The organism is Polaribacter sargassicola (genome assembly GCF_021991835.1).
Taxonomy (GTDB): Bacteria; Bacteroidota; Bacteroidia; order Flavobacteriales; family Flavobacteriaceae; genus Polaribacter; species Polaribacter sargassicola.
The window spans coordinates 487,777-514,072 of record NZ_JAHDAU010000001.1 but is presented as its reverse complement, the minus strand read 5'-3'; the positions used below and the strand labels follow the sequence as shown (position 1 = coordinate 514,072).

The following is a 26,296-nucleotide window of genomic DNA, read 5'->3' as shown; positions in this document are numbered from 1 at the left end:
CTCTAAAATTTATAAAGAACGTCTAATCCCTAATTCTAAACCACGTAATTCTGCCAAACCACGCAAACGACCAATACCAGAATACCCCGGATTTGTTTTTTTCTTTAAATCATCTAACATTTTATGACCATGATCGGGTCTAAAAGGCATTCTTACATCTTTTCTCCCTTCTAAAATACGTTTTTTTTGTTCTAAAATTAAAGCTTTCATCACAGCAAACATATCTACATCTCCATCTAAATGATCTGCTTCATGAAAATTACCATCAGCATCTCTTTTTGTAGCTCGTAAATGTATAAAATGAATTCTATCTCCTAATCGCTCTACCATTCCTGCTAAATCATTATCTGCTCTTACACCAAAAGAACCTGTACAAAATGTCAATCCATTATTGGGTGATTTTACAGCATTGTAAATATCTTCGATATCTTTTTCTGTTGATACAACTCTTGGTAATCCTAGAATAGGAAAAGGAGGATCGTCTGGATGAATGCACATTAAAATACCTGCTTGTTCTGCTGATGGAATAATTTCTGATAAAAAAGAAAAAAGATTTTCCTTTAATTCTTTGGAACCAATATTTTTATAAGTTGCCAAAATTGCATTAAATTCTTCTAAAGAATACCCTTCTTCTGCACCTGGTAAACCAGCGATAATATTTCTAATTAATTTTTTTTGATCTTCTTCTGATGTATTTTTAAGAAACTCAGCAGCTTTTTGTTTTTGATCTTCAGAATATTCATTTTCTGCGCCTGGTCTTTTTAATAAATACAATTCGAAAGCAGCAAAAGCAGCAGCTTCAAAACGCAAAGCTGTAGAATTATCTGCAACTTCATAATCTAAATTTGTACGTGTCCAATCTAAAACTGGCATAAAATTGTAGCAGACAATATCAATTCCACATTCACCTAAATTTAAAAGTGTTTGTTTATAATTATCAATATATAATTGATAATCTCCAGATTTTGTTTTAATATTTTCATGAATTGGCACAGATTCTACTACAGACCAAGTTAAACCTACACTTTCTATTATTTGTTTTCTTTTGATGATTTCATCAACCGTCCAAACCTCTCCATTTGGTATATGATGCAATGCAGAAACAATTCCTGTTGCACCCGATTGTTTTATATCTAACAAAGAAACAGGATCATTAGGACCGTACCAACGCCAAGTTTGTTCTAAATTTTGTATCATTTTTTATTTTTTTTAAACCCCACTAAAAGCACCAAAACCACCATCGATACTAATTACTGTTCCTGTTATAAATTTTGATGCTTCACTACATAATAAATGTACAGCTCCGTTTAATTCTTCTGCTTCACCAAAACGTTTCATTGGCGTGTTTTCTATAATTGTATTTCCTCTATCTGTTAAAGAACCATCCTCATTAGTTAACAATTTTCTATTTTGGTCTGCAATAAAAAAACCAGGAGCAATCGCATTTACTCTAATTTTATCGCCAAATTTTAATGCCATATCTACCGCCATCCAACGTGTAAAATTTTCCATAGCAGCTTTAGATGCCGAATAACCTACAACTCTTGTTAATGCCTGTGGCACAGCCATAGAGCTAACGTTAATTATAGAACCATTACCTTGATTTGACATGTGTTTACCAAAAACTATTGAAGGAATTACTGTACCCATTAAATTAAGATCTGTAACTTTTTGAAAATCTGGAATAGAAATATCAAACAGAGAATCTCCTGGAGAAATTGTTGCACCAGCCATGTTACCACCTGCCGCATTAATTAAAACATCTATTTTACCCCAAGTACTTATTATTTCTGTTTTTATATTTTCTAAAGCTTCTTTATTTAAAACATCTGCTTTAAAACCTAAAGCATGAGTCTTGGATAAAGTTGATGCAAATGCATCTGCTTTTTCTTTATCTCTACCTAAAATAGCCACTTTTGCACCAGAAGATACTAAGTGTTTTGCTATATTAGAACCTAAAACACCGTAACCTCCTGTAATTATTACAACTTTTTCTTCTACATTAAATATTGTATCCACTTGTATCTTTTTTTTAATTATTTTAAACTAAAACACACATAAAAATTTATGTTTTCTATAAAGAAAAACATTCTAATATTGTTTTTATGTACGTACACAAATATAGTAAATCTAAAATAGTGTACGCACACGATTAAATTAATTTTATTACATTGCGTTAAAAATTAGCTTTTTATCAAAAAAAAACATGATTACAATAAAAGATATTGCTAAAGAAGCCAATGTGTCTGAAGGTACTGTAGATAGAGTAATACACAATAGAGGTGGTGTTGCTAAAAAAACAGCTGCTAAAGTGCAACAAATACTTAAGCATTATAATTTTAAGGTAAACCCTGTAGCAAGTGCATTGGCTACAAAAAACAAATATTTTATTGTTGCATTAATGCCGGAACATAATGAACAAGATTTATTTTGGAAATCTCCTTTTTCTGGAATATTAAAAGCTGAAGAAGACGTAAAAAATTTAGGAATACATATTAAAATTTTCACCTTTAATCAACATGAATCTAATTCTTACTTAAACGCTTATAAAAAAGCGTTAGAAAGCCAACCTTCTGCTGTAATAATGGTGCCTAATTTCTTTAAGGAAACAACAGAAATCACTAATGATTTAGAAAAGTTAAAAATTCCATATCTTTTTTTAAATATTGATATCAGCGGATTTAAAAACATTTCTTTTGTAGGACAAGATTCTTACACAGCAGGTTATATTGCTGGCAAATTAATGCACTTTAACTCACCAAAATCATCAGAATTTTTAATAATTCAATTTAAAGAAAACATCATTAGAAATAATGCTGTTTCTAATAGAGTTAAAGGTTTTAATGATTATTTAATCAAAAACAAATTAGATTCGAAAACACATATTTTAGAAATAGAAAATATAAATAATGATAGTGCTCGTAAAGAAATCATCAATAGCTACTTAAAGAATAATCCAAAAATTACAGGGATTTTTGTTCCTTTTAGCAAAATTTATCTAATTGCAGATTGTTTAGAAAATCAATATTTAGATAAATTAGAGTTAATTGGTTTTGACAATACTCAACAAAATATAGATTGTTTATTAAACGATTCTGTTTCTTTTTTAATCTCTCAAAAACCTTTTGAGCAAGGTTATGAAGCTGTAAGGTTATTATCTGATTATTTAATAAAAAATAAAATATCTACTGATAAATTTTACTTACCTATTGATATTCTTATTAAAGAAAACGTAAAATATAATATTAGAAAAGATTTTATTACTTCTTAAATAGATTCTAGAATTTTTAACAAATCTAAAGGGTGATCTAGTACATCTGTTGCTCCAGCTTTTACTAATTCTTTTTTGTCTCTAAAGCCCCAAGAAACACCTATCGGTAACATATTGGCATTTTTAGCAACTAAAATATCAACATCTGTATCTCCAATAAAAATGGTTTCTTCTGGTTTTACATTGATGGTTTTACAAATCTGCAAAGCAACTGTAGGGTTAGGTTTTTTAAGAACTTCTTCTTTTAAACCTAAAACAGGATACAAATAATCTGGTAATAAAACGGAAGCAACTTTTTTAGTTAGTGTATCTTCTTTATTAGAAAGCACAGATAATTGAAAATCTTTAGATTTTAATTGACTCAATAAATCTAAAATACCGTTATATGGAGCTGTTTTGTTTGTACAACACTTACTGTAAACTTGTAGCATTTCTTTTAAACACAATTCTACTTCTTCTTTCTTCGGATTTTCTGCTGGAAGTGCTTTAACAACCAAACTTCTTACACCACTACCTACAAAAGTTTTATAGGTTTTATAATCATATGTAGGATAGTTTAATTCTGCTAAAACAGCATTCATTGCATCTGCAATATCTTTTATAGAGTTTACTAGTGTGCCATCTAAATCAAAAATAACAGCTTTATATTTCATATATTTTTTATTAAAACTAACAATAATATTCTCTCTTACAAAAATTCTTATTGATTTTTTTATCATCAAAAAAAGCAGACAAAAAAACCCTTCTAGAAGAAGGGTTTAAATATTGATAAAATCAATTCACTAACATTAAAAAAAATGAACGTTATCAATAAACTATTTATAAAATTATTTTTAGTTACCTAAAAATTTTGGTTTAATTACCAACATTGCCCAAGCCCAACTTTGAGAACCTGCTGCTGCATCTTCTGTAATTCCTTTTAATTCATACATTCCGTCAGAAGCAAACATTTGAGAATATCCAAGAACTAAAGCGTATCCTTCAAATTGTTTTTTGTATACTAAATCTAGTTCTGTTCCTAAAGATTTTTCTCCACTTGCTAACGCTTGCTCTCCACTAAAGTTTAATGCTTTTACTAATAAACTAGATGATTTACTTAAAGTAAAATTAGCACTTGCATGTACATCTACCAAACCAATAGAATTTGCATGGTTACCTACGTAGAAATAATCCATAAATCCATTAAATTTATGATTTGTACCATATAATGGAAAGAACGCTGCAGTATCATCTTTTGCACCACTAATGCTTTCTAAACCTAATCCTAAGCCTACTTTAGAAGATGCTTTATAACTAAAATCTAAACTGAATAAAGATGCTCCACTAACTTCTGTACCTCCCTGTCTTTCTCCTGTTTGTAAGTAGATGTTTGCAGCTGCACCAAATTTACCCTTCTTATAATTTAAATGTGTCCCTACCGTTAGTAAATTATTTACACCATCAGAATTACCTGCATCATCATAAGCCTGAAAACCATTATTTAATAATAACAAACTTCCTTTAAAGCTATCCCATCCCTGAGATAAATGCAACATTTGCATTGTTTTGTATGAGAAAAAACCTGTTGTAGCGTATTCTGTTCCAGTAGAAATAAAACCTGTTGGGTTAGAATAATCTTGATTAAATGCCAAAGCAAAATCTAAAGCAAACTTGTTCTTTTTATACTTTAATAATGCAGCATCGTGATTACGCCCTTGTTGCGCCCAATCTAAACCTCCTAAAATTCTTTGATCATCATAAGCAAATACTTGACGACCTAATTTAGTAGACCAACCGTTACCTAAACCTAGCTCTGCCCAAGCTTGATATACAGCAAATGTATTGTTTTGATCATAAGGCAACAATTGTCTGTTTTCTCCCCAAACCATTACATCCTGTAAACTAATAAATACCTTATATGCGTCTGTTTTAAAACCTGCATTTAATCTTGCTCTAGTAGAAATTCCAAAGCCTGCATCTGCATCTTCTGCAATTAAATTACCAAAACCACTTCTTAATTCTGTTCTTGGTCTAAACTCTGCGTCTAAAGTAAATTGTGCTTTTGCTATTTGAAAACTTACTAGTAATAATCCTAAAATTATATATTTTTTTTTCATTTTTTGTTGTTTTTTGTTAAATAAGTTGTGTTGTTTTGGTTGTTATATTAATGTTCTAAAAAGTCAATTAAATGCTTTCTATAAGTATAATAATCGTCGTGTTCTAAGACTGATTTTCTTGTTCTCGGTCTTTCAAAATTGATGTCTAAAACATCTCCTATTTTTGCTCTTGGCCCACTCGTCATCATTACTACTCTGTCTGCTAAAAAGATAGCTTCATCAACATCATGCGTAATCATAACTGCTGTAATTTTTTCTTTATTCCAGATTTCTATTAAGATATCTTGCAATTCTCCCCTTGTTAAAGAGTCTAACATTCCAAAAGGTTCATCTAGCAATAAAACTTTTGGCTTAATAGCAAAGGCTCTTGCAATACCAACTCTTTGCTGCATTCCTTGCGATAATTCGCTAGCTTTTTTATCAAAAGCATCTTCTAAACCTACTTTTTGTAAGTAATATTTAGCAATATCATTTCTTTGTGCTTTTGTTGCATGCGGAAAAACTTGGTTTACACCTAATAAAACGTTTTGTAAAGATGTCATCCAAGGCATTAAACTTGGTGCCTGAAAAATAACTCCTCGGTCTGGTCCTGGTCCTTTAATTGGCTTACCAAGTACAGAAATATTTCCTCCAGAAATTGGGTTTAAACCTGCAATCATAGAAAGCATTGTTGTTTTACCACAACCAGAATGCCCAATAATTGTTACAAATTCTTCTTTTTTAATTTGAAGATTTAAGTGCTCTAAAACCACATAATCTCCTTTTGGTGTTGGATATACTTTTTTAAGATCTTTTAAATCTAACATGACTTCATTAGAAGGAAAAGAAATATTTTTGATCACATTTTTTGTGATATCTTGTTCTGTTATAATGCTCATCTTTATCCTTATTTAATTATTTAACAAAGTCTTTTGGTGTTAATTCTGGCAATACAAATTCTTGTGTAGATTCAGATTTACGTTCTTCTCCAATATCCATTAAATACTCTATAATTGCATTTCTGGTTTTTTTAAAGTTTGGATTGTCATTCATTTCTGTTTTATCTCTAGGACGCTCTAAATCAATTTTAAACTCTGGACCTAAAGTTGCATTTGGTCCTGGGCGTAAAGGAATAATTCTGTCTGCCATATAAATTCCTTCATCAACATCGTTGGTAATTAACAAGGCCGTTCTTTTGTCTTTCCCCCAAATATTTAAAATTTGATCTTGTAAATTACCACGAGTTAATGCATCTAAAGCACCTAAAGGTTCATCCATAATAATCATATCTGGTTTCATTGCCAATGCTCTTGCAACTGCAACACGCTGTCTCATCCCACCAGATAATTCTTTAGGTAATTTATTTATTGCTGGTGTTAAACTCACCATATCTATATAATGAGCCGCTTTACGTTTCCAAACCGCCTTTTCTCTTTTAGGAAAAGCTTCTTTAACAGCCATTAACACATTTTGCTCTACCGTTAACCAAGGCAATAATGAGTAATTTTGAAAAATAACACCACGCTCATGACTAGTACCTACAACTGGTTCTCCTTTAAACAAAACCTCTCCACTTGTTGGTTTTATTAATCCGTTAATTAGGTTTACTAATGTTGTTTTTCCGCTTCCTGTAAAACCTACAATAGCAACAAACTCTCCTTCTTCTATTTTTAAGTTGATGTTAGATAACACTTCTGTTTCTCCATCTGCCTGATTGTAACTTTTGTAAATATTATTTAGTTCTAAATATGCCATTTCTAAAAGATTAAAGAATTAAAAGTTTATTTTAAATTGCATCTGTTTTATCAAAAGACACCCAATTTTGTATGGTTAACATTAATCTATCTAACAAGAAACCAATGATACCAATTACAAACATGGCAACTATAATTTTTGCATTAGAATCATTTGCTCCATTTTGGAATTCTTCCCAAACAAACAACCCTAAACCAGGACTCTGTGCCAAAAGTTCAATTGCAATTAAAACCATCCAAGCAACTGATAATGTTATTTTTAAACCTGTAAAAATTAATGGAAGTGATGATGGTAATACAACTTTAAATATTTTTTGAAAAGTTCCTAATTTTAAAACTTTTGCAACATTTATATAGTCTTTATCTACTGTAGAAACTCCCATTGCAGTGTTAACTAAAGTTGCCCACATAGAACACAAACCAACACTAATAAATGAAATGGTAAACGAACTATCTTCGCTAGAATCTATCAATAATGTTTTTACAATCATAAAAACTAATAAATACCAAACTACTGGAGATACTGGCTTAAATATTTGAATAAACCAATTAAAAGCACTTTTTAAAGTAGGACTTAATCCTATGAAAATACCTAAAGGAACTGCAATTAATAATGCCAATAGAAAACCTGCAAAAACAGTTTGTAAACTTCTAAATATTTGATCTACAAAAGAAGGTCTTCCTGTATACGTAATTGCGTCTTTACCTTCTGCAATTCTTTTTGCATTTAATGCTGCTGTTTTTTCTGCAAAAGCAGCTTTGTCTGCACTAATTATGTTATGATCTCTTAATAAAGATTGAAAAGAATCCCAAACTTGTGATGGTGATGGCAATGTATTTGGCTGACAACTAGAATCGCCAGAAGCAATACAAGCTTTTAACGCATCTGCTGCTGCTTGACCTTGATCTTCTAATGCTTTTTCTATTTTAAAATCTGCTTCTATATTATAAAGAGATTTTGCCCCTAAATGCCACAAACCAATAAATAATAAAATGGAAGCAAGCGGCACAATCGTCTTGCGTAAAAAGCTTTTAAGCTCTTCTTTTTCTAGTTTTCCAGTAAACAGGTCTTTTAATGTTGTAAAAAATCCTAATCCTATAAAATTAGTTACTTTTCCTAGTGTTAAACTTGCTTTCATAATATTAATTTATAGTATTCTTATTTTTTGTCTTTGTTTCCTATTTTAAAACTATTGATGTACCCGATAGGATCTTTTGCATCATATGTTGTACCGTCAATAAAATCTGCTGTTGCTGGTTTATACCCATCTGTTGTTGGAATATCTGATGCAGGAATATTACCTTCTTCTACCAATAAAGCTGCTGCTTTTTTCCAAATATCTGGTCTGTAAATATCTTTAATTGTAGATGCATACCAATCTGCTGGTTTTGCATCAGGAATTTGCCCCCATCTTCTCATTTGAGTTAAAAACCAAATTCCATCAGAGTAGAAAGGATAAGTTGCATTGTATTTATAGAATACATTAAAGTCTTCCATTTCTCTTTTATCTCCTTTTTCAAATTCAAAAGTACCTGTCATAGAGTTAGCTAAAACTTCTACCGGAGCACCAACATATTGAGACATTGATAAAATTTCTACAGCCTCTTGTCTGTTTTCTGGTTTATCTAACCATTTACCTGCTCTAATTAATGCTTTTGTAACTGCAACCGCTGTATTTGGGTTTTCTTCTACAAACTTCTCTGTCATTACAAATACTTTTTCTGGGTTATTTTTCCAGATATCATAGTTTGTTACTACAGGAACCCCAATTCCTTTAAAAACCGCTTGTTGATTCCAAGGTTCTCCAACACAATATCCATAGATTGTACCTGCTTCTAAAGTTGCTGGCATTTGTGGCGGTGGAGTTACAGATAATAAAACCTCAGCATCAATTTGCCCTTGTACATTTTCTTTTGTGTACATTCCTGGATGAATACCTGCTGCTGCTAACCAATATCTAATTTCATAGTTATGTGTAGAAACCGGAAAAACCATTCCCATTTTAAATGCTTTACCAGAATTTTTATATTCTGTAATTACTGGTTTTAAAGCATCTGCTTTAATAGGGTGTACTGGTTTTCCATCTTTATCTGTTGGCACGTTTGGTTTCATTTTAGACCAAACATCATTAGAAACTGTAATTCCGTTTCCGTTTAAATCCATAGAGAAAGCAGTTACTAATTTTGCTTGACGCCCAAAACCTGCTCCTGCAGCAATTGGCTGACCTGCTAACATGTGAGAACCATCTAATTGACCATCTATAACCCTGTCTAAAACATTTTTCCAGTTAGATTGTGCTTCTACAGAAACAAATAATCCTTCATCTTCGAAAAAACCTTTTTCTTTAGCTATTGCTAAAGGAGCCATATCTGTTAATTTAATAAAACCAAAAGTTAACTGTGGTTTTTCTATTTCTAATGTTTTTGTTGTTGATGTTTTTGCCTCAACAGTTGTTGCTTTTTTTGTTTCTTTACCTCCACAAGCAAATAATAACATTGCTACTGGTAAAATGTAGGTTGATTTTTTTAGTAGATATTTCATATTATAAATTTTATTAATCTAAGTATTAATACGTATTTTTTTGACAAATATATACCTAGATTAAATATCTACTTATGATATTACACATAAAAAAACATCTTTTTACAACATAAAAAAAACTATCAAAAAACATATTTTAATCATAAATAAATGATAATTAAATATTTAAAAAATTAAGTAACCACTAAGTAATAAATTTTTACACGTAGTTTTTATACGTAAAAAAACCTTTTAATTATAAAAACTAAAAGGTTAACTATCAAAAAACTAATAAAAAGGGAAATTCTATTAAGTGTCTAAATAAAAGTTATGTTCACTAATTTCATTTTTTAATTTTTGAAGATCTACAATTCCAATTTTTTTTCCTTTTGCAGAAATTAAACCTTCTTTTTTAAGTAGTGAAAAAATTCTAATCACCTGCTCTTCTGTTGTACCTGCATAATCTGCATATTCTTTTCTACTTAATGGCAAGTTTAAAAAACCTCGTAAATCACCAAACTTTCTATGAATGTAAAGTAGCGTATCTATTACACGCTCTCTAACTGTCATTTGAGAAATCGACTTAACCTTAGACTCACTTTTATTTAATTCGTTTGCATAAAAAAGCATCATATCATAACCAAATTTTGGGTTTTCTAATAGCGCTTTTTGTAAATCATCTTTAGAAAAATAACACAAAACTGTTTCTTGTAAAGCAATTGCACCAATAGAATAATACTCTTCTGTACCAAAGCCTCTATGACCAATTATTTCTCCTTCTTTTGCAAAACGGACAATCTGTTCTCGACCATTAATACCTGTTCTAAAAACTTTTACAACGCCCTTTAAAATAAAAAACAAGCCATTTACTGCAGCTCCTTCTATTATAAATTGCTGCCCTTTTTTACATTTTAAAGTTTTCTTTTTTTCAACAAAAACAGGATTAACAATATTTTTTAAGTTTTTTTTTACCAAACAAGAAGTATTACCACAAGAAATACAAGAAAAATCTGTAATTGTTTTTCTTGTATTATTTATTGATATTTTTGAGCTTAATGGCAATTTTAAAGATTGATTATTTTATTAAAACTACTTTTTTAAAATTAGTTTTTGGTGCTTCGCACAAAGAACATTGATACTCTTCTGGTAAATCTATAAAAAGCGTTTCTGATGGTATATCTTGAGTTACATCACCATAAGCTTCATCATAAATTGTTAAACAATCAGAACACTGATACACCTCTAATTCTGTTACTTCTTTTTTAACAACCAATACTTTTCCTTCTTCTACTTCACTACCCAATTGATCAAAATACAACTGACTTAACTCCATTAATAAACCAGGCAACTCAACTTTGTCTACATCTTGCACATGCATAATGTATTGCCTTGTATTAGGATCGAAGTTTTTAGCATATAACAAATTATACGTATCTCTTGTTTGAAAGTTACCAATCATTTCTGGTTGTTTATTCTTTTGAACCACAATTGATGTAAAATAATAAGCAGATTTACTATAATCTGCAATTCCAAAAGTTAAACCATACGTACTTATATCATTTTGGTCAAAATTAGAAACTAAGTATTTTTTTAAATTTACTGCATCTTTATTTGCTACCGGTATATGCCAATTTAACTCTAACATAGAATGCCTAACATTAATACCTCTTTTACCTAAAAATTTTTCCCAAATTAACTTAGATTCTCTCGGAATACCTTTTACAATAAAAGATTTCCATGGAGTAATAGATATTTTACCTATTTTATTTTCCAAACACAAATCACACATTTCTTTTAGAAAAGAAATATCATACTTGTTATTTCTCCAATACAAACCTAACCAGTATTTATCCATTCCTATTTTATTCATCCCTTCAAAATAAGGAAAAGGATAAAAGGGATTGTCTAAAACTTTATCTACAGTTCTATTGTCTGTGTCAATAGCATCACTTACCAACTCAAAAATAGTTTCTATAGTTTCTGGTTCTTCTTGCAAGATATCTTCTATTGCATTTTCTATCTTATCTAAATCCCATGTATAAATTAATGCCGGATACATTTGCACAGCTTCCCAACCAGGAAGTCTTATATACAAATACCAATAATCTTCGTGCTCTGATGCGATAAAATTAACATGCCCCGTAAACAAAGGCACTAAACGCTGTTTAGGATCTGTAATATTTATTTTTAATTTTGATTTAGAGCGAAATTGCTCTAAAATATACAAATATCTATCACCTGTTAACCAAGAGGTACTAGGAAAAATATCTGCACAAACATAAGAGGAAACAATATTTTCTACACCAACTTCTTCAGCATCTACAACAACAAGCTTTTCAAAAGAAGACAAACTATCTTTTGTAATATTCTTAGGCAAAATAATATCTTGCCTAGAACCAAAAGAAATGGTTTTTAAGCCTAAACTTTCTACAGATTCACAAATATATTTCAGTTCTCCAGGAGATAAAACTCCTCCTTTTACAATAATTCTATTTAACTGCTTGCTCATGCTCCTACTTTTGCGTTATTCAAAATTTCTCTTACTTCTGTTTTACAACTTCCACAACCCAATCCAGCACCTGTTTTATTACATAACTCTGTAAAATCTGTACATCCACCAGCAATAGCTTCTTCTATATTACCTGCACCAACTTGACTACAAGAACAAACTAACTCACCCAACATTGGCACATCATTAGAAGATCCTCTTAATAAAGTGTCTCGCTTATCAGACATTTCAATCTTACTTTCTATTAAAGTTTTAAATTCTGCAAACTCATTTTTATCACCAACTAAAACTGCACCAATCAACAAATCGTCTTTTACAATACATTTTTTATAATATCCTTTAGAAATATCTGTAAATATAATTTCCTCGTAAGAAGCATCGTTTTCTGGTACTTTAATTTCACCAATACTACATAGATTTAAATCACTGAATTTTAAAATATTCATTAAGACAGAACCTTTATAAGCTTCACTAATATCTCCTGCAATAAAGTTTGCCAAAATACCTGCTTGTTCTTCTGCAGCAGATGTAATACCAAATAACTTATTATTAAATTCTGCAATTTCTCCTATTGCAAAAATATCTGGATGAGATGATTGTAAATGCTGATTTACCTTTACACCTCTTCCACAAACAATTCCGTTATTTTTAGCTATTTCTATATTTGGTCTTGTACCAATTGCATACACAATTGCATTTGCAGTTATGTATTTTCCAGATTTTAAATTGATGGTTAATTCGCCCGTATCTTCATCATCAAAAACAGTACTTACCTCATTATCAAAATAAATTTGAATGCCTCTTTCTTGTACATTTGAAGATAATAATTTACTCGATATTTTATCTAACTGTCGCTCCATTAAACGAGAAGCTCTTTGGATAATAGTAATTTTTACATTTTTATGCTTCATTGCTGCAGCCAACTCTAACCCTAACAAACCTCCACCAACAATTACAACATGTTGTTCTTCTGGTGGCAAACCTGTATTATCTAAATAGGTTTTAAAACGATCGGCATCACTTTTATTACGCATTGTAAAACGCCCAGGCAAATCTATTTGAACGTCTTTTGGCACAAAAGCTCTACTACCTGTTGCTAAAATTAATTTATCAAACGTATGCATTTCTCCATTAGAATCTGTAACCGTTTTATTTTCTTTATCAATTTTATCTATAATCGTTTCTGGATGAATGTTAATTTTTAAATTACTTAACTCTACATTTTTAATCTTTAATAATTGTTGCCAAGAAAGTTCTTCTGTAATATACTCTGGCAATAAAACCCTATTGTAAAATAAATTAGTTTCTTTAGAAAAAACATGAATTTCATCTACTTGATTATAGTCTCTATAATTTTGTAAAAAACGAAAAGCTGCAGCACCCGCACCTGCAATAATTATCTTTTCTTTTGGTTTTTTATATTTAGATACAGAAACGGTTGTAAACTTAAAATCTGGTTCTTTAGAAACCGGATCTAAATGTGTATTTGTTAAGTTATTAGCTCTATTTAAATTACTTTTTAAAACTTTACCCCAGTGCATTGGCAAGAAAACAACACCTTCTTTTATAGCATCTGTAACCTTTGCACGTACCCTTACAACACCATTTACACTTTTTATTTCTGTAATATCTCCATCTTTAATCCCTTTTAAATATGCATCTACAGGATTAATTTCTAATACTGGTTTTGGATAATGTGTTTTTAAACGAGATACTTTACCCGTTTTTGTCATTGTGTGCCATTGATCTCTTACACGACCCGTGGTTAGTATTAACGGAAATTCATCGTTAGTTTTTACTGCTGTATTTTCTATAGTAGACGGAACATTAAAAATTGCTTTTTGTGATGGCGTATAAAACTTTTTATCTTCAAAAAGACGAGGAGTTCCTTTATGTCTGTACTTATTAACAGGCCATTGAAAAGTACCTTCTGTTTTTAACCTTTCGTAATTTAAAAAAGAAACATCAATATTTGTACCTCTTGTCATTGATGCATATTCATCATAAATTTCTTCTGCACTATTATAATCAAAACCTCTAAAACCCATTCTTTGTGCAAAATCACAAAAAATCTCTACATCTGGTCTTGCTTCTCCTGGTGCTTCTATTTCTTTTGGCAGGTAAGAAATTCTACGTTCAGAATTTGTCATTGTACCTTCTTTTTCTAACCATGCGGCTGCTGGCAAAACCAAATCTGCATATTTTACAGTGTCTGATTTATGAGAAATTTCTTGCACAACCACAAACTTAGAATTTGCCATTGCTTTTTCTATTTGATGAGAATTTGGTAAACTTACCAACGGATTTGTACAAGCAATCCAAACTGCTTTTAACTTTCCGCTTTCTAAAGCATCAAACATTTCTGTTGCCGTTAAACCTGGTTTTGGATTTATTTTATCAACTCCCCAAAACTGAGCAACCTCTCTTCTATGCTCTTCATTCATTAAATCTTTATGAACAGCTAATAAGTTTGCCATTCCGCCAACTTCCCTTCCGCCCATTGCATTTGGCTGACCTGTTAATGAAAAAGGACCTGAACCTGGCTTACCAACTTGCCCAGTAATTAAAGATAAATTTAAAAGTGAAACATTTTTATCTGTACCAACTACACTTTGGTTTAACCCCATTGCCCACATACTAATAAATCCTTTAGAAAGACCTATTATTTCTGCTGCTTTTTCTATATCATCTGCCGGAACTCCACAAATTTTAGAAGCTTGTTTTAAAGTTGTATCAAAAATAATCTTCTTATAATCGTCAAATCCCTGAGTATATTTATTAATAAAGTCCTCATCAATTAAACCTTTCTTATACAACCTTCTACCAATTGCATTATATAAAACAACATCTGTACCAGGAATAAGCTGTAAATGTAAATCTGCAAAGCTTGCAGAATCTGTTTTACGAGGGTCTATTACAATTATTTTTACATTAGGATTTTCTTCTTTTCGTTTTTCTATCCTTCTAAATAAAATAGGATGACACCAAGCAGGGTTTGCCCCAGTAATTAAAAAACAATCTGCTAACTCTATATCTTCATAAGAGATTGGCACACTGTCTTCTCCGAATGTTTTTTTATAACCAACAACAGCAGAACTCATGCATAAACGCGAGTTAGTGTCTATATTATTGGTTCCTAAAAAACCTTTTGTAAGCTTATTTGCTATATAATATTCTTCTGTTAAACTTTGCCCAGAAACGTAAAATGCTACAGAATCTGGCCCATGTTTTTTTATGATTGATTTAAAAACATTTGCCGCTCTATCTAAAGCCGCATTCCAAGAAACTCTTTCTCTAGGATGAGAACGAGACCAACGCATTTCTGGATATAAAATTCTGTCTGATGTGTCATTTGCCACATAATGCAAATTCATTCCTTTAGAACACAACATCCCTTTATTTACAGGATGCTCTTTATCTCCTTCAACAAAAACCTTATTGTTAATGTCTTTTTTTACGATAATTCCACAACCTACACCACAGTAAGAACACGTTGTTTTTATTTCATTTTTAATCATTTAGACAAGGTTTAATACTAAATTCGACATTATTTTTAACTAAACAAAATTTGTTTTTATTTCCTTTTTAAGACTTTAATCTAACTGGCACTAATTGTGGCTCTAAACCATCTGTTTCTTGTTTTAAAGTATCTTCACTTTCTTCTTCTTTAGAAAACCTTATTGCCAAAGACACAATAGCAGTTACCAAAACTATAAAACCAATTAATAAATATCCACTAGAAACTGCTTTTGATGACGCTACAGATTGGGCTGCTTTTACAACCTCATCTCCCAAGCCTTCATTTGCAACAATTGCAGCTTTTTCTGCAACGGCAGATTTAGATTTTAATAACATAGCCGCTAAAAATGCACCAACATTACCTCCCGCACCAACAATACCAGAAACAGAACCAATTGCTTTCTTATTTATAAAAGGTACTACAGAAAACGTTGCTCCTTCCGCCATTTGCACACTTAAACTAAAACAGATTAGCAACACAATTCCTAAAACTAAACTTGTTGCTCCTGAAAAAGAAATAAGCATAATACCTTGCAATGTTAAAATAAATGACAAAAACAAAACACGACCTCTTAAACCTTTTAATTTACCAAATTTATCTCCAAAAAAACCACCTAATGTTCTTGCAAAAATATTCATCAACGCAAAAGACAATACAATATTTCCTGCTGTTACCCTTTCTAATTGAAATGTATTTTGCAAATAGTCATCCATAGTTCCGTAAACAGTTAATTCAATTCCGAAACTTGATGCATACACAACAAATAAAATCCAAACTCTATAATCTTTTAAAACTTCTAAAAAACCAACTTGATCTTTTTTAGTAACAACCATTTCTCCAGCTGCTTTTAATTCGCTAAAATTTCCTTTAGGAGTATCTTTTGTAAATAAGAAATAAACAATACCCATTAAAAAACATACAACACCCGCAATTACCATAGAATACCTCCAAGCATCTGCATCCGCAACTCCAAAAGCAATAACAGCACCTGCAATTAACGGCATGCCAAGTCTATTGGCTCCACCACCTAAATTACCCCAACCTGCAGAAGTTGCATTTGCTGTACCTACAATATTTGGTGCAAACATTAAAGAAGTGTGTACTTGTGTAATTACAAATGATGCACCTATAAAACCTATAAATAATCTACAAACTAAAAATTGAGTTGGAGTTTGAACTAAACCACACAATACAACAGGTATAGCACCCAACATTAATAAATAAGTATAACATAATCTAGGACCGTATTTATCACATAATTTACCTATAAGCAAACGAGCAAAAACAGTACCTGAAACTGCCAAAATAATAGAATTCCATTTTTGATCTGGTGTTAAACCTAAATCTTTAACCACATCTGGCATGAAAGGAACAATACCAAACCATGAAAAGAAACATAGAAAAAACGATATTGAAGTAATCCAAAACGTACGTGTTGACACGTGTTTAAAGTTAAATAAACTTAATTTTGTTGATTTTTCTTGAGCTAATGTTGCCATAATACATATTTTATACTTACAAAACTAAGTATAAATACTTAATTTTAAGTAAAAAAATACGTATTTTTATAATTATTAGTAGATTAATAATTACGTAACAATCAATTTAAAGATTTGATAAAATTGTAGTTAAAAAAAGTAGAATAAAAAAACAAAACCCAAGAAAACATTAAACTAGTTGATACTCATTAGCTTTAATTGTTAATTCTTGCAAGTTTGTAGCTTCTAATTTCTTCATTAAATTAAAACGGTGCACCTCTGCAGTACGTTTACTTATCTTAAGCTCCTCTGCAATATCTTTATTATTTTTTAACTCTAACACCAAACTTAAAACTTGCCTTTCTCTCTTTGTTAACTTTACAGAAAGCTCTTTAACCGCAGGTTTAGAATCTTCAAAACTTACAGTATTTCCACTTACAAAGTTGTTCATTATAATAGAAGAAACATCTCCTGTAAAATACTTACCACCAGAAGCTACTTTATTAACAGCCTTTAAAAACTCTTCTTTACTTGCCCCTTTTAACAAATAACCATCCGCACCTGCTTTTATAGATTTTACAACATATTCTTCTGAATCATGCATAGAAAGCATTAGAGTTCTTACATCTTTATGGCGTTTATTAATTTCTGCTACCGCCTCGATACCATTCATTTCTGGCATTCTGATATCTATAATTAAAACATCTGGTTTGTTTTTAGCCACAATCTCTAAAGCTTCTTTTCCGTTAGAAGCCTCATCAACAACCATTAAACCAGATTGATCTTCTAACAATGCTTTTATTCCATCTCTAACCAAAACATGATCATCTGCCAAAACTATATTTATCATAATAATAAAAATTTATACTTTCAAAAATAAATAATTTTTAAGTAATAATACTTATTCTTAAATAGGGATATTTAATGTTACCCTTGTTCCTTTTCCTGGTTCTGAACTCAAAAACAAACGTCCATCAATATAAGTTATTCGTTCATTCATAAATGTCATTCCCATTCCACCATCACCTTTTTTTATTTTTTCTACTTTAGATGGCACAAAACCTTTTCCATCATCATCTATAACAATACTTAAAATATTTTTACTGTGAGATAAAGACACCAAAATATTTGAGGATTCTGCATATTTAATTGCATTATTTATCGCTTCTTGCGTAATCCTATAAATATTAATTTCTACCAAAGAATCTAAACGTTTATTAAAACCAGTTTTATTAAACAATACAATTTCTTTACCTGTAAGTCTACTTAATTCTTGTGTTAATTTTGTAATTGCTGGTACAACTCCATGATCTGCCAATTCTGGTGGAGCCAAATTAAAAGTTGCCGTTCTTACCCCTTTTATAATATTAGTAGTAAGCTCTTTAAGATGTTTAATTTTAGACGCAGTTTTCTCAACATCATCAACATTAATACTCTCTAAATTATACTTTAATCCTGTTAACATTTGGCCAATTCCATCATGCACATCTTTAGCAATTCTGTTTTGTTCTTTTTCTTGATTTTCTATAATTTGACTAGAAATTACCTTTTGCTGGCTCATTTTCTCTTCAAAACTTGCTTTTGTTAGCCTTTCAATTTCTAACTGCGCCTCTTTTCTATCTGTAATTTCCGATCCAATTATTAACAACTCAGATTTATCTTCCGTAGGCCTGTAAGGAATAATAGACATTTCTAACCACGCATCTGTACCATCTTTCATTGTTGCTTTTACCTCTCCTTGCCAACCTGTTTTTTTATGCTTTTTTATCAGATTTTCTATAAAAACTCGCTCGCTTTCATTACTTGTTATAACATTCCAAAATATAACTTCTTTGTTAAATTTAGATATTTTAAAAAGCCTCGAAAACTTGTTTCCCATATGAATTAGATTTCCTTTCGGAGAAATTCTAGCAAACAACAATGTTTCATCCATTGCATGGCTTAAAGCCCTTAATTCTTTTATAGATCTTTCTTTAGCAATACTTAATTCATCTGCATCAAAAGCCATTTTTTTTGCTTTTTTTTCTGCGGATAACAATTCGGAAAGAGTTGCTTTAACCGATTTTGCAGTAGGCCAAAAAATAAAAATAAACTCACCAAAAAGAATCGTTAATGTTAAAGCCATTAAAAAATATTCTAATTTTTTTAACCAAACTACTTTTTCATCAGCCTCTAAATCATACTGATTTACAATTCCATCCATCAATAACAAAAAATGACTTTCATTATCAATTATTTTCTGTACATCTAAAACAAGATCATCATTAGAAACAACCGGATTTAAAGTTAGCTTTTTTATAATAGAATTTGATGCCTTTCTCATTACATCAAAAACAGGATTAATAACTTTAAATTTATTTTTTATTTTATCACTATTTTCTTTCGGAAGTCCTAAACTATCATTTCCTTTTTGAAGTGCATAGTGAGATAATTCCCACAAATTGAGTGTAGCTGCTATTTTATTTTTTAAAAGAGTTCTATTGTTTTTATCAGAATAATCGGAGAGAGAAACAATTTCTTTTGTTAATTTCTGACTTAACATTCTTTGTCTACCTGCAACATTAATTACCGTAGAATCACTTTGTTGAGTAGCTAAATGTTTATGTACTAAAATTTGACTGACAACAACCGAAAATGCAATAGTACTTAATGCTATTACATACAAACGACTTAATTTATCAAACGTTTTTTGGTCTAATGAATTGCCGTTTTTTGTCATATAATTATTTGTTGTTATTAAGAAATAGCTTGTTTTACCAAAGCTAAACTTTTTTCTGAAAAAGGAATTTTTAAAGCAGCTTCATGCCCTTTATCTGACATTTTTACCCATGTTTTCTTTAAAATATCGATAATTTTTTCTTCTGAATGTTTTTCTGCAAATTCATCAAAATAATAATCTAAAAATACCAAGCAAATTGTATCTTCTAATGCTTGCGATTCTTCATTTTTTTTGATGAGTTTTTTTAGAATAATTTTCTGAACTCTTTCTACAAACTGAGCATCAAAACCTACTTGCTCTAATATTTCTCCTGTAATATTTGCGTGCATTTTTTTTAACTCTTCACGCCATTTTAAATACCCAACTCTATCCATAGGATACTCGCTTCTTGCAATTTGCCAACGACAAATATGTTGAGCTCTTGCTGCTATTTGAAGTGCTTTAGATGCATTAGGATCAAACTGTAAAAGTGTTCTTGTCATCCTTTGAGAATACAACAACTCTTTAGCATAATCTATACCAGCAACCTTATAAGTATTTGGGTCTTCGGCGTTTTTTTTATCTATAATTGCAATAGCAGTTTCAAATCTAGTTGGTTTCATATTTTAGCTTTATTCTGAAAAGCCAATATACACATTTTCTTTTTCAATTTTAATAGGATATGTTGCAATTGGTTCTATATCTCCATTTAAATTTTCTCCTGTTTCTAATGAAAATGTTTTTTTATGCAAAGGACAAGCAACCATTGGTATTCCTTTATGATCACCAATCATACCTCTACTTAACACCATTTCACCTTTTTCTGGTGATAAGTTTTGACACGCAAACCATTTATTTAATCTTTTAAAATTAAACACCGCAATTTGCAAATCTTTATATTTAACACAAGCACCTCCGTCTTTTGGAAAATCGTTAACTGAAGCTGCTTTAAACCAAACTTTTACTTCATCTGGTTTTACCGTTTTATATTTACTAGAAACTACACTCATTACTTTAAATTATTAGATTTAATATTTAAATTTTAAGACCATTGTCTTGGCATTTTTTGATCTCTCATAGGCACAAAAACAATATTATCATCTTCTTCATCACTGTTTACAAAATGATTAAATCGCTTCATTACCTCTGGATCATTCACAGCTTGAGTCCACTCACACTCAAACTTATTAACTAAAGTTTCCATTTCTTTTTCTAAATCTTCAACAATTCCTAGTTTATCTTCTATTATAACTTCTTTAAGATAATCTAAACCTCCTTCTAATCTTTCTTGCCAAGCAGCTGTTCTTTGCAATGGTTTTGCAGTTCTCATATAAAACATTAAATACCTATCTAAGTATTTAATTACAGTTTCATTATCTATTTGTTCTGCAAATAATTCTGCGTGTCTTGGAGTTGCTCCTCCATTTCCACCAAGATATAAATTCCAACCACCTTCTACAGCAATTAAACCAAAGTCTTTTCCACGCGCTTCTGCACATTCTCTAATACAACCAGAAACACCACCTTTAATTTTGTGCGGAGCTCTAATACCTCTATATCTGTTTTCTAACTCAATACCAAAACTTACACTTTCTGCCATTCCGTATCTACACCAAGTAGAACCTACACAAGTTTTTACTGTTCTTAGAGATTTACCATAAGCATGCCCACTTTCAAATCCATGAGCAATAAGTTCTTTCCAAATTAATGGTAATTGATTTAAAGTTGCACCAAATAAATCTATTCTTACCCCTCCAGTAACTTTAGTATATAAATCGTATTTTTTTGCAATTTGACCTAAAGCAATTAATTTATCTGGAGTAATTTCTCCACCAGGAACTCTTGGCACAACAGAATATGTTCCGTTTCTTTGAATATTTGCCAAGAATCTATCATTAGAATCTTGAATTGCATATTCTTTATTTGCAGTATCTGCATGAATTGTTGCCATTAAAGAAGCTACTAAAGGTTTACATAATTCACAACCATGCCCACCATTTCCATGACTATCTAACACTTCATTAAATGTTGTATAACCTTTTACTTCTATAATTTTATATAAATCTTGTCTATTATAATCAAAATGCTCACAAATAGAATCTTTTACTTCTATACCTAAAGATTTTAACGTTGCTGTTGTTATATCTTTTACCATTGGTTTACAACCACCACAACCTGTACCTGCTTTAGTACAAGAAACTACATCTGCCAAATCTTTTGCTTCTCCACTTTCTATGGCTCCACAAATTTGACCTTTTGTAACGTTTTCACAAGAGCATACTTGCGCTTCGTCTGGCAAATCCATAACATCACCAAAAGAAGAACCACCTTCACTTGCTGGTAAAATTAATTGAGCCGGATCTTCCGGAATTGCCATTCCGTTTAAGTAAACTTGATGCAACATATTATAATCTGATGCATCTCCTACTAAAATTCCTCCTAGCAATTTTTTACCGTCATGACTTACGTTTATTCTCTTATATAAATATTGAGTTTTATTTTCAAAAATAATAGAATGTCCTTTTGATGCTGGCATAAAAGGCTCTCCAAAACTTGCTACATCTACACCAATTAACTTTAATTTGGTAGACATATCTATATCTGCAGGCATTAATTTTTCTGTATTTCCAATAATTTGATTTACAGCAACATCAGCCATATCGTAACCAGGAGCAACCAAACCGTATATCATTTGATTATACAAAGCAACTTCACCAATTGCATAAATATTTTCATCGGAAGTTTGCATTTTATTATTTACTACAATTCCGCCACGAACTCCCATTTCTAAACCAGAAGTTTTCCCTAATTCATCTCTAGGACGAATTCCGGCAGAAACTACTAACATTTCTACATCTAAAACATCATCTTCTCCAAACTCCATTCCGGTAATATATTCTTCTCCTAGAATTTGATTAGTAGCTTTGCTTAAATGGATATTTAAACCCATAGATTCTAATTTTAATTGCAAAACCTGACTACTTCTAGAATCTAATTGTCTTGGCATTAACTTAGGTGCAAACTCTACAATATGTGGCTCTAACCCCATATCCATAACAGCCTTACCAGCCTCTAAACCTAACAAACCTCCACCTAAAACTGCTGCTTTTGCATTTGGATTTGTTTCTTTTAACTTAGCAGCATACGCTAGCATACCCTCTAAATCTTCTATAGTTCTGTACACAAAAACACCTTCTTTTTCAACACCTTTAATTGGCGGCACAAAAGCAGAAGAACCTGTAGCCAATACTAAGTAATCATAATTAAAAACTTTATTTTTTGCAGTAACAATTGTCTTTGTCCCTCTTTGAATATCAGAAACTCTTTCATCAACAACTAAATCAATTCCGTTTTCTTTATACCATTCTGCAGGCGCCATTTCTAAAGCTTTTGCATCTTGGTTTTCAAAGAATTCACTTAAATGAACTCTGTCATAAGCGGGTCTTGGCTCTTCACCAAAAACAATAATTTTATACTCCTTGTTTTTTGAGGCTTCTACAAATTTTTCACAAAATTTATAACCAACCATTCCATTACCAACTACAATAACTGTTTGCATAACTAAGTATTTTAGATTACAAAACTAAGTATAAATACTTAACTTTTAATGTTTTTTATAAAATTTATTACGTAAAAAACAAATAATTACTGATTTTAAAATACCGGTACTTATATTTTTAATATTATTTAAAATAATACAAATAGAATTGTTAATTCTCTATTAAAAATTTAAAACAAGTACTCTTTTTAATATATTTGACACTAATTAAAGCTTTTTATGGAAGATTTTTTACTTTATTTTAAAATGGGGCTTAATCATGTCTTAGATTTTACAGCCTACGATCATATTTTATTTTTAATTGTTTTAGCAGTTATTTTCAACTTTAACCAATGGAAAAAAGTACTATGGCTAGTTACACTCTTTACAATTGGCCATTCTGTTACTTTGGCACTATCTGCTTATGGAGTTTTAAAAATGAAAATGGAATTAATAGAGTTTTTAATTCCTCTAACTATTTTTATTACTGGTGTAGTAAATATCTTTTCTACAAAAGAATCTTCATCAAATCAATCTAACACCAACTTAATATTTGCTTTATTTTTTGGCCTAATACACGGTTTAGGTTTTTCTAATTATTTTAGAATGATGATTGGCCAAGAAGAAGACAAATTATTTCCATTAATAGAATTTGCTTTAGGTATAGAAGGAGCTCAAATTATAATTGTTTTAGGTATTTTAATAATTGGCACCATTATTCAGTACTTTTTTAACGCTTCAAAAAGAGATTGGATTCTAGTTTGCTCTTCTATTGTTATTGGATTTGCAATTCAAATGATGGCAGAAAGAGTTTTTTGGTAAGCACATTAATCTTACAAAAATTAAAAACATCTTGTTATTTATTTTTTTTAGATTAGCGCATTGATGTATTAAAAACTTTGTCTTATTTAGACAAATCTTTTTACTTTCGTTAAAATGACAAATGAAAAACAACTAAAATACGATAGAGCTTATTTAAAAATGGCTTTTGAATGGGGTAAATTATCGCACTGTAAACGAAAACAAGTTGGTGCTTTAATTGTTAAAGACAGAATGATAATTTCTGATGGTTTTAACGGAACACCTAGTGGTTTTGATAATTGTTGCGAAGATGAAGAAGGAATTACAAAATGGGAAGTTTTACATGCAGAAGCAAACGCAATATTAAAAGTAGCATCTTCTACACAATCTGCAAAAGGCGCTACATTATATATTACACTATCTCCTTGCACACAATGCAGCAAATTAATTCATCAAGCAGGTATAAAACGCGTTGTTTATAGCGAAGCTTACAAAGATCCATCGGGTATAATTTTTCTAAAAAAAGCAGGTGTTACAGTAAATCATTTACCGAATGAAGAATAAAAAGAATTTACCTATTTACTTTTCTATAGCAGTAGTTTTAGGTGTTATAATAGGTATATCCTTAAAAGGAAACACCACTAATGTATTGTCTTTAACAAAAAAATCTTCACAAGAAATGAAGATTAAAAGACTCATCAACTTTATAGAAAAAGACTACGTAGACGAAATAGATACAGATAGCCTTTTAGACGGAGCTATAACCCAAATGTTAGGTAAATTAGACCCTCATTCGGTATACATTCCTAAAGAAAACCTACAAGCAGTAACAGAAAACATGCAAGGTAATTTTGTAGGTATTGGCGTTCAATTTAGAATGATTAACGACTCTATTACAGTTATACAACCAATAAAAGGCGGCCCAAGTATTAAAGCAGGTATTAAAGCGGGTGATAGAATTTTAATGGCAGATACAGATACTTTATTTGGTAAAAAACTTTACACAGACAAAGTACCAAGTTACTTAAAAGGTAAACCGAACACAAAGGTTGCACTAAAGATTTATAGAAAAAGTAACGATTCTACATTTACAATTAATGTTACTCGAGGTAAAGTTAATATAAAAAGTGTTGATTTATCATACATGATTAATGACACTATTGGTTACATTAAGTTAGATCGTTTTGCAAGAAACACCTACAAAGAATTTAAATCATCATTAAACACCTTAATAGATAAAGGAATGACCGATTTAGTTTTAGATTTACGTGGTAACGGTGGTGGTTTTGTAGATATTGCAAATAGTATTATTGATGAATTTTTAGAAGACGATAAACTAATTGTATTTACAAAGAACAATAAAAATAAAATTGAAGAATCTTACGCAACTTCTAAAGGAGATTTTGAAAACGGAGGTTTGTATGTTTTAATTGATGAAAATTCTGCATCAGCATCAGAAATTGTAGCCGGTGCCTTACAAGACAACGATAAAGGAACCATTATTGGAAGAAGGTCTTTTGGTAAAGGTTTAGTACAAATAGAAATGGATTTAGGTGATGGATCTGCAGTACGTTTAACAACAGCACGTTATTATACTCCTACCGGAAGATCTATACAAAAACCATACGACCACAACGGAAACAAGAATTATTATAATGATTACCAAAAAAGAATTACTAGTGGAGAGTTACTTAATAAAGACAGTATTAAAGTAGTAGATTCTTTAAAATTTACCACACCAAAAGGTAAAGTTGTTTACGGTGGTGGTGGTATTATTCCTGATGTTTTTGTAGCTATAGACACCACTTCTTACATGTCTACTTTTTACTTTAATTCTATAAATGATTTTGCTTTCGACTTTGTTGATAACAAAAGAAAAGAACTATCTAAATGGACTTTAAATGATTTTATTGCTGATTTTGACACAGACAATGCTGTTTTAAATAAATACTTATCATCAGTTAAAAACAGAAGAAAACCTTCTTTAAAAACAAAAGAAAGAATAAAAAAATACTTAAAAGCATCAATAGCAAATGTACTTTTTGGCGATGTTGGTTTTTACAGAATTATTCAACTAGACGATAAAATGCTGCAAAAAGTGTTAGAATTAGAAAGCAAAAAGAAATAACTT

Annotated in this window: 21 protein-coding genes; 4 read left to right on the top strand and 17 right to left on the bottom strand. The window is 30.5% G+C overall.

Translation table 11 applies throughout. From position 1 onward, the window contains the following. Positions 1-9: 9 nt before the first annotated feature. Both uxuA and KI686_RS02240 read right to left on the bottom strand, forming a co-directional pair. A complete protein-coding gene (gene uxuA, locus KI686_RS02245; RefSeq protein ID WP_237587617.1) occupies positions 10-1,197 on the bottom strand; it encodes a mannonate dehydratase in 1,188 nt (395 codons plus the stop codon). 12 nt (positions 1,198-1,209) lie between these two features. Continuing rightward, positions 1,210-2,019: an SDR family oxidoreductase gene (locus KI686_RS02240; RefSeq protein ID WP_237587616.1), complete on the bottom strand. Its 810-nt coding sequence runs from the start codon at positions 2,017-2,019 to the stop codon at positions 1,210-1,212. Between the two features lie 187 nt (positions 2,020-2,206). Here KI686_RS02240 and KI686_RS02235 point away from each other — a divergent pair, with 187 nt between their 5' ends. Further along, positions 2,207-3,271 (top strand): substrate-binding domain-containing protein, encoded by a 1,065-nt coding sequence (locus tag KI686_RS02235; RefSeq protein ID WP_237587615.1) that lies wholly within the window; start codon positions 2,207-2,209, stop codon positions 3,269-3,271. Here KI686_RS02235 and KI686_RS02230 read toward each other — a convergent pair. From KI686_RS02230 to nirB, 15 genes are all read right to left on the bottom strand, one after another. After that, positions 3,268-3,924 (bottom strand): HAD family hydrolase, encoded by a 657-nt coding sequence (locus KI686_RS02230; RefSeq protein ID WP_237587614.1) that lies wholly within the window; start codon positions 3,922-3,924, stop codon positions 3,268-3,270. The genes KI686_RS02235 and KI686_RS02230 overlap by 4 nt on opposite strands. Before the next feature lie 180 nt (positions 3,925-4,104). Continuing rightward, a complete protein-coding gene (locus KI686_RS02225; RefSeq protein WP_237587613.1) occupies positions 4,105-5,367 on the bottom strand; it encodes an alginate export family protein in 1,263 nt (420 codons plus the stop codon). Positions 5,368-5,414: 47 nt separating this feature from the next. After that, positions 5,415-6,245 (bottom strand): ABC transporter ATP-binding protein, encoded by an 831-nt coding sequence (locus KI686_RS02220; protein ID WP_237587612.1) that lies wholly within the window; start codon positions 6,243-6,245, stop codon positions 5,415-5,417. A 16-nt stretch (positions 6,246-6,261) separates the two neighbouring features. Continuing rightward, the gene (locus KI686_RS02215) at positions 6,262-7,101 is read right to left on the bottom strand and encodes an ABC transporter ATP-binding protein (RefSeq protein WP_237587611.1); all 840 of its coding nucleotides are present in this window, start codon (positions 7,099-7,101) and stop codon (positions 6,262-6,264) included. A gap of 31 nt (positions 7,102-7,132) precedes the next feature. Next, entirely contained in the window at positions 7,133-8,239 is a 1,107-nt protein-coding gene (locus KI686_RS02210) for an ABC transporter permease (RefSeq protein WP_237587610.1), read from the bottom strand. A gap of 20 nt (positions 8,240-8,259) precedes the next feature. Continuing rightward, positions 8,260-9,642 (bottom strand): CmpA/NrtA family ABC transporter substrate-binding protein, encoded by a 1,383-nt coding sequence (locus tag KI686_RS02205; RefSeq protein ID WP_237587609.1) that lies wholly within the window; start codon positions 9,640-9,642, stop codon positions 8,260-8,262. A 288-nt stretch (positions 9,643-9,930) separates the two neighbouring features. Beyond that, positions 9,931-10,683 (bottom strand): Crp/Fnr family transcriptional regulator, encoded by a 753-nt coding sequence (locus KI686_RS02200; RefSeq protein ID WP_237587608.1) that lies wholly within the window; start codon positions 10,681-10,683, stop codon positions 9,931-9,933. A gap of 13 nt (positions 10,684-10,696) precedes the next feature. Next, positions 10,697-12,130: a rubredoxin gene (locus KI686_RS02195; RefSeq protein ID WP_237587607.1), complete on the bottom strand. Its 1,434-nt coding sequence runs from the start codon at positions 12,128-12,130 to the stop codon at positions 10,697-10,699. After that, the gene (locus tag KI686_RS02190; RefSeq protein ID WP_237587606.1) at positions 12,127-15,648 is read right to left on the bottom strand and encodes a nitrate reductase; all 3,522 of its coding nucleotides are present in this window, start codon (positions 15,646-15,648) and stop codon (positions 12,127-12,129) included. The genes KI686_RS02195 and KI686_RS02190 overlap by 4 nt, the downstream gene beginning before the upstream one ends. A 67-nt stretch (positions 15,649-15,715) precedes the next feature. Beyond that, on the bottom strand, positions 15,716-17,149 hold the full coding sequence (locus tag KI686_RS02185; protein WP_237587605.1) for an MFS transporter: 1,434 nt from the start codon (positions 17,147-17,149) through the stop codon (positions 15,716-15,718). 169 nt (positions 17,150-17,318) lie between these two features. Further along, on the bottom strand, positions 17,319-17,978 hold the full coding sequence (locus KI686_RS02180; RefSeq protein WP_237587604.1) for a response regulator transcription factor: 660 nt from the start codon (positions 17,976-17,978) through the stop codon (positions 17,319-17,321). A gap of 57 nt (positions 17,979-18,035) precedes the next feature. Continuing rightward, a complete protein-coding gene (locus KI686_RS02175; protein ID WP_237587603.1) occupies positions 18,036-19,847 on the bottom strand; it encodes a sensor histidine kinase in 1,812 nt (603 codons plus the stop codon). Positions 19,848-19,864: 17 nt separating this feature from the next. Then, on the bottom strand, positions 19,865-20,449 hold the full coding sequence (locus KI686_RS02170; RefSeq protein ID WP_237587602.1) for a DUF4202 domain-containing protein: 585 nt from the start codon (positions 20,447-20,449) through the stop codon (positions 19,865-19,867). A 9-nt stretch (positions 20,450-20,458) separates the two neighbouring features. Further along, the gene (gene nirD / locus KI686_RS02165; protein ID WP_237587601.1) at positions 20,459-20,836 is read right to left on the bottom strand and encodes a nitrite reductase small subunit NirD; all 378 of its coding nucleotides are present in this window, start codon (positions 20,834-20,836) and stop codon (positions 20,459-20,461) included. 32 nt (positions 20,837-20,868) lie between these two features. Further along, positions 20,869-23,385, bottom strand: a complete 2,517-nt coding sequence (gene nirB, locus KI686_RS02160; RefSeq protein ID WP_237587600.1) for a nitrite reductase large subunit NirB — start codon at positions 23,383-23,385, stop codon at positions 20,869-20,871. Positions 23,386-23,604: 219 nt separating this feature from the next. On the opposite strand from nirB, the gene KI686_RS02155 reads away from it, so the two are divergent. From KI686_RS02155 to KI686_RS02145, 3 genes are all read left to right on the top strand, one after another. Continuing rightward, complete coding sequence (locus KI686_RS02155; RefSeq protein WP_237587599.1) at positions 23,605-24,186, top strand: HupE/UreJ family protein; 582 nt, start codon at positions 23,605-23,607, stop codon at positions 24,184-24,186. Positions 24,187-24,300: 114 nt separating this feature from the next. Then, positions 24,301-24,729 carry a deoxycytidylate deaminase gene (locus KI686_RS02150; RefSeq protein ID WP_237587598.1) on the top strand — a complete coding sequence of 143 codons (429 nt, stop codon included), beginning with the start codon at positions 24,301-24,303 and terminating at the stop codon, positions 24,727-24,729. After that, positions 24,719-26,293 (top strand): S41 family peptidase, encoded by a 1,575-nt coding sequence (locus KI686_RS02145; RefSeq protein ID WP_237587597.1) that lies wholly within the window; start codon positions 24,719-24,721, stop codon positions 26,291-26,293. Before KI686_RS02150 ends, KI686_RS02145 begins: the two co-directional genes overlap by 11 nt. The last annotated feature ends 3 nt before the right edge of the window (positions 26,294-26,296 follow it).

What these genes read in the sequence shown, in the direction of transcription:
- KI686_RS02195 (WP_237587607.1), bottom strand. Translation starts at nt 12,130, where the DNA reads ATGAGCAAGCAGTTAAATAGAATTATTGTAAAAGGAGGAGTTTTATCT.
- KI686_RS02220 (WP_237587612.1), bottom strand. Translation starts at nt 6,245, where the DNA reads ATGAGCATTATAACAGAACAAGATATCACAAAAAATGTGATCAAAAAT.
- uxuA (WP_237587617.1), bottom strand. Translation starts at nt 1,197, where the DNA reads ATGATACAAAATTTAGAACAAACTTGGCGTTGGTACGGTCCTAATGAT.
- KI686_RS02225 (WP_237587613.1), bottom strand. Translation starts at nt 5,367, where the DNA reads ATGAAAAAAAAATATATAATTTTAGGATTATTACTAGTAAGTTTTCAA.
- KI686_RS02215 (WP_237587611.1), bottom strand. Translation starts at nt 7,101, where the DNA reads ATGGCATATTTAGAACTAAATAATATTTACAAAAGTTACAATCAGGCA.
- KI686_RS02205 (WP_237587609.1), bottom strand. Translation starts at nt 9,642, where the DNA reads ATGAAATATCTACTAAAAAAATCAACCTACATTTTACCAGTAGCAATG.
- KI686_RS02185 (WP_237587605.1), bottom strand. Translation starts at nt 17,149, where the DNA reads ATGGCAACATTAGCTCAAGAAAAATCAACAAAATTAAGTTTATTTAAC.
- KI686_RS02175 (WP_237587603.1), bottom strand. Translation starts at nt 19,847, where the DNA reads ATGACAAAAAACGGCAATTCATTAGACCAAAAAACGTTTGATAAATTA.
- nirD (WP_237587601.1), bottom strand. Translation starts at nt 20,836, where the DNA reads ATGAGTGTAGTTTCTAGTAAATATAAAACGGTAAAACCAGATGAAGTA.
- nirB (WP_237587600.1), bottom strand. Translation starts at nt 23,385, where the DNA reads ATGCAAACAGTTATTGTAGTTGGTAATGGAATGGTTGGTTATAAATTT.
- KI686_RS02170 (WP_237587602.1), bottom strand. Translation starts at nt 20,449, where the DNA reads ATGAAACCAACTAGATTTGAAACTGCTATTGCAATTATAGATAAAAAA.
- KI686_RS02145 (WP_237587597.1), top strand. Translation starts at nt 24,719, where the DNA reads ATGAAGAATAAAAAGAATTTACCTATTTACTTTTCTATAGCAGTAGTT.
- KI686_RS02155 (WP_237587599.1), top strand. Translation starts at nt 23,605, where the DNA reads ATGGAAGATTTTTTACTTTATTTTAAAATGGGGCTTAATCATGTCTTA.
- KI686_RS02235 (WP_237587615.1), top strand. Translation starts at nt 2,207, where the DNA reads ATGATTACAATAAAAGATATTGCTAAAGAAGCCAATGTGTCTGAAGGT.
- KI686_RS02210 (WP_237587610.1), bottom strand. Translation starts at nt 8,239, where the DNA reads ATGAAAGCAAGTTTAACACTAGGAAAAGTAACTAATTTTATAGGATTA.
- KI686_RS02150 (WP_237587598.1), top strand. Translation starts at nt 24,301, where the DNA reads ATGACAAATGAAAAACAACTAAAATACGATAGAGCTTATTTAAAAATG.
- KI686_RS02190 (WP_237587606.1), bottom strand. Translation starts at nt 15,648, where the DNA reads ATGATTAAAAATGAAATAAAAACAACGTGTTCTTACTGTGGTGTAGGT.
- KI686_RS02180 (WP_237587604.1), bottom strand. Translation starts at nt 17,978, where the DNA reads ATGATAAATATAGTTTTGGCAGATGATCATGTTTTGGTTAGAGATGGA.
- KI686_RS02230 (WP_237587614.1), bottom strand. Translation starts at nt 3,924, where the DNA reads ATGAAATATAAAGCTGTTATTTTTGATTTAGATGGCACACTAGTAAAC.